The sequence below is a fragment of the Fructilactobacillus sanfranciscensis DSM 20451 genome (genome assembly GCF_001436035.1).
Taxonomy (GTDB): Bacteria; Bacillota; Bacilli; order Lactobacillales; family Lactobacillaceae; genus Fructilactobacillus; species Fructilactobacillus sanfranciscensis.
In genome coordinates, this window is record NZ_AYYM01000042.1 from 1 (window position 1) to 4,032 (window position 4,032).

Below are 4,032 nucleotides of genomic sequence, written 5' to 3' on the forward strand. Positions count from 1 at the left end.
CACAAGATTCTTGACGCTACCGTAAATAGTGATACAACTTCTAATACTAATGCTAATAATCAAAAAGTTGCTTTATTAGCTGCTGACAATCAAACAGATGGTTGGAATACTGATCATACCCAATACACACAGGGTGGTCAATTATTAACTGGTGTACATAATATTGATGGAACTTATTATGATTTTGATGAAAATCATAATATTGTTAAGAACAACTATGTTCAATCTCAATGGGGATTGTGGTATATGTTTGGTAACGATGGTCGAATTGCTACCAAAGTAACACCATGGGCTGGCACTTACTATTATTTTGATCCGTTGACATATCTTCGAGTAGATAATAATTACGTTCAATCTCAATGGGGATTGTGGTATATGTTCGGTAACGATGGTCGTGTGCAGAGTGGGGTTCAAAGGTGGTCAGGGACATATTATTACTTCGATCCAACAACCTACCTACGGGTTGATGATGATTATGTAACGTCCCAATGGGGCTTGAAGTACATGTTTGGTAAGGATGGTCGAATTGTAAGTGACCTGTACAAGTGGGACAAGAAGAACCAGTGGTACTATTTCGATCCTGTTACCTATCTTGCAGTAACCAATAATTATATTAAAGCTAATGATGGTAATTGGTACTTATTTACAGCTGACGGCACTGCTGCCAGCAAGGTTGCACCATGGTCAGGCACTTATTACTATTTTGATCCTGTTACCCACCTACGTGTCGACAATGACTATGTTCAATCTCAATGGGGAGATTGGTACATGTTTGGTAACGATGGTCGAATTGTTACTGGTCCAGTGACATGGTATGGCAGCAATTATTATTTTGATCCGACAACCTATCTGAAGGTAACCAATCGCTGGATTAATGATAAATACTATGGTTCAGATGGTCGCCAGGCAGTTTCACAGTCAGAAAAAATAAATAATAAATTCTACTACTTTGATGAAAATGGATCGATCATCCGCAATCAATTTAAGAAGATCAACGGTGGTACTTATTACTTTGGTGACGATGGGGCAGCTCTAATTGGTTTGCACGTCATTGATGGAAAGAACTACAACTTTGCTTCTGATGGTCAATTATTGGGCAAAACTTATGGCAAAATTGAAAATGGCAAGTTTAATATTTATGACGCTACTAGCAACAAGCTCTTAAAGACACTTGACTCTGGCGATTGGGAGAACTTAGCTGATAGTTTTGACTCATCGTCAATTAATAATATTGATGGCTACTTGAGCTATGGCGGTTGGTATCGTCCTTATGGTACTAGCCAAGATGGTAAGACCTGGCATAAAACAACGGCTAGTGATTGGCGACCACTCTTAATGTATGTATATCCAAGTAAGGATGTTGAGGCAAAATATATCAAATACTTTGTTAGCAACGGATATACAAACACTGATTATGGATTAACCAAGGATAATGTGGCTAATCTTTCTCAAGATACTGATAGTGCAACATTAAACAAATATGCACGTAATCTGCGCTTCGTTATCGAAAAGAGTATTGCTATCAATAAATCGACAAGTCCACTGGCAAATGACATCAATAAGTTCATGACCACAATACCAGAATTGTCTGCGAAGTCTGAGCTCCCATCTTACAGTCAGAACGATCAGCTTGTCTTTGTTAATAATAACTCTAGTAATCAAGCTAAGGGCAATACGAGCTATGCTGATAGCAATTATCGTTTGATGGATCGAACCCTTAATAACCAAACTAATAATGATAGTAGCGACCACAGTCCAGAAATGTTGCTTGGTAATGATATTGATAATTCCAATCCAGTTGTTCAAGCAGAGAATCTTAACTGGGAATACTTCTTGCTTAATTATGGTAAACTAATGCAATATAATGCTAATGCTAGTGTCAATGGGAACTTTGATGGCTTTCGTGTTGATGCTGCTGACCATATCGACGCAGATGTTCTTGACCAGCTGGGGCAGTTGATGAATGATCTGTACCATACGAAGGGTAACCAGGTAAATGCCAACAGCCACCTGGTATATAATGAAGGCTATAATTATGGTGATTTACGAATGCTTAATGGCAAGAACAATCCAGCATTATATCTGGACTCGGGTTACTGGTCCCAATTAGAGAGTTCCCTTGGTCGGAATGCCGACAATCGTGACAGCATCAGTAATTTAATGACAAATAGTATTGTTAATCGGGCTAACGATGTAACGGAGAATACGGCAACGCCTAATTGGTCGTTTGTAACTAACCATGATCAGCGCAATAACCTTGTTAATCGAATTGTTTATGATAAGGATATCACGGCTCAAAAGGCGTGGGATATGTTTTATGCTGATCAAGCCAAGACTGACAAACAGTACGCTCAATATAACATGCCAGCACAATATGCTCTCCTTTTAAGCAATAAGGACACTGTTCCGCAGGTATACTACGGTGACCTGTATAATGAAACTGACCAATACATGAAGACAAAGTCTATGTACTACGATGCAATTACGACTTTAATGAAAGCACGACGGACATTCGTTAATGGTGGTCAAACGATGACTAAGCTTAATAACAACTTGATTGCAAGTGTTCGTTATGGTAAAGGTGTCAGTGATGCGTCAGGCAAAGGTACAGATTCATTGAGTCGCACAACAGGAATGGCAGTTATCGTTGGTAATAACCCAACAATGAGTGAACAGGTCGTTCAAATTAACATGGGGGTTGCTCATGCCAATGAACAGTATAGAAGCCTGATTAATAGTACAGATAATGGTTTAACTTATGACGGTATGGGTTCTACATTCTTAACGACAGATAGCAAAGGTATTTTACGAGTCACTGTAAAAGGATACAGTAATCCATACGTAAACGGATACTTGAGTGTCTGGGTACCTGTAATTAGCGGAACTCAAAATGCCCAAACCAATGCTCAAGAGGTTAATAATGTCTCAGGGAAGACCTTCGCTTCTAATGCAGCCCTTGATGCACACATGATTTATCAAGACTTCTCACTAGCCCAGCCAGAACCAACGACAATCAACAACCATGCTTACAACGTAATCAAGGCGAACGCAGCCCTGTTCAATCAACTTGGAATTACTGATTTTTGGATGGCACCAGCTTATATGCCGGTTAATTCAAGCAAATATCAAGATGGCTATGCAACGGACGATCGTTATAACTTAGGAACTACTGATAATCCAACCAAATATGGCAGTGGCGAGGAACTTGCGAATGCGATTGCCGCTCTTCACCAAGAAGGTTTGAAAGTTCAAGAAGATCTGGTAATGAACCAGATGTTCGGCTTTCCAAGTCAGGAAGCAGTCACGGTTACCAGGGCTGATTCATATGGCAAGCAGTTCTATGTGGATGGTAAGACATTCGCTAATCAAATCTATTTTGGCTATACTCGTAATGGCAGCCAGAATCAGCAGCAAAATTACGGTGGTAGGTACTTAGGTGAATTAAATCAAAAATACCCTGATTTATTTACTACTAAAGCTGCATCAAGTGGTGTTGCCCCAGATCCAAATACTCGAATCACTGAATGGTCTGCTAAGTACGAAAATGGAACTTCATTACAAAATGTCGGTGTTGGTCTTGCAATTAAAATGCCAAATGGCTACTATGCTTATTTAAATAATGGTAGTAATAAGACATTTAATACTACTTTACCCGATGCAATAGCTTCGGTCGATTATTATGCGAATAAAGCTGACCTTTAAGGTAAGATACATCTTTTAATTGGTATCGAAAGGTTTTACTATGACTAAGTTTAGTTTAGAAGTTAAGCTGAAAGCTGTCCATGTGGAAAATAAAGATCGATAGCTTCTCGCTTCCCACTTACTGGGTCTTGCTCAACTGGTTGTTGCAAGACAGGGTTAACATCTGTATAATCGTCTGATAGTAAATTCATAAGGATAAAATTGATAACGAAACTTTCACGCTGCTTATGGCTCTGCTCATGTAGTCTTGATAGTAAGTATGGCCACTTTGAATCCTCAACTTGTACCATTTCTTGCCCTTCTTTCGTATTGGATGTAAGCTGATTCCTG

At 39.2% G+C, this 4,032-nt stretch carries 2 protein-coding genes; one reads left to right on the forward strand and one right to left on the reverse strand.

All coding sequences use genetic code 11. From position 1 onward, the window contains the following. Positions 1 to 3,702 (forward strand): glycoside hydrolase family 70 protein (locus tag FD36_RS06185; protein WP_338131828.1); only part of this gene is annotated, 3,702 nt, incomplete at its 5' end. A 62-nt stretch (positions 3,703 to 3,764) separates the two neighbouring features. On the opposite strand, the gene FD36_RS06775 is transcribed toward FD36_RS06185, so the two are convergent. After that, on the reverse strand, positions 3,765 to 4,032 hold a 268-nt coding region (locus FD36_RS06775), incomplete at its 5' end, for an AbaSI family restriction endonuclease (RefSeq protein WP_235803525.1).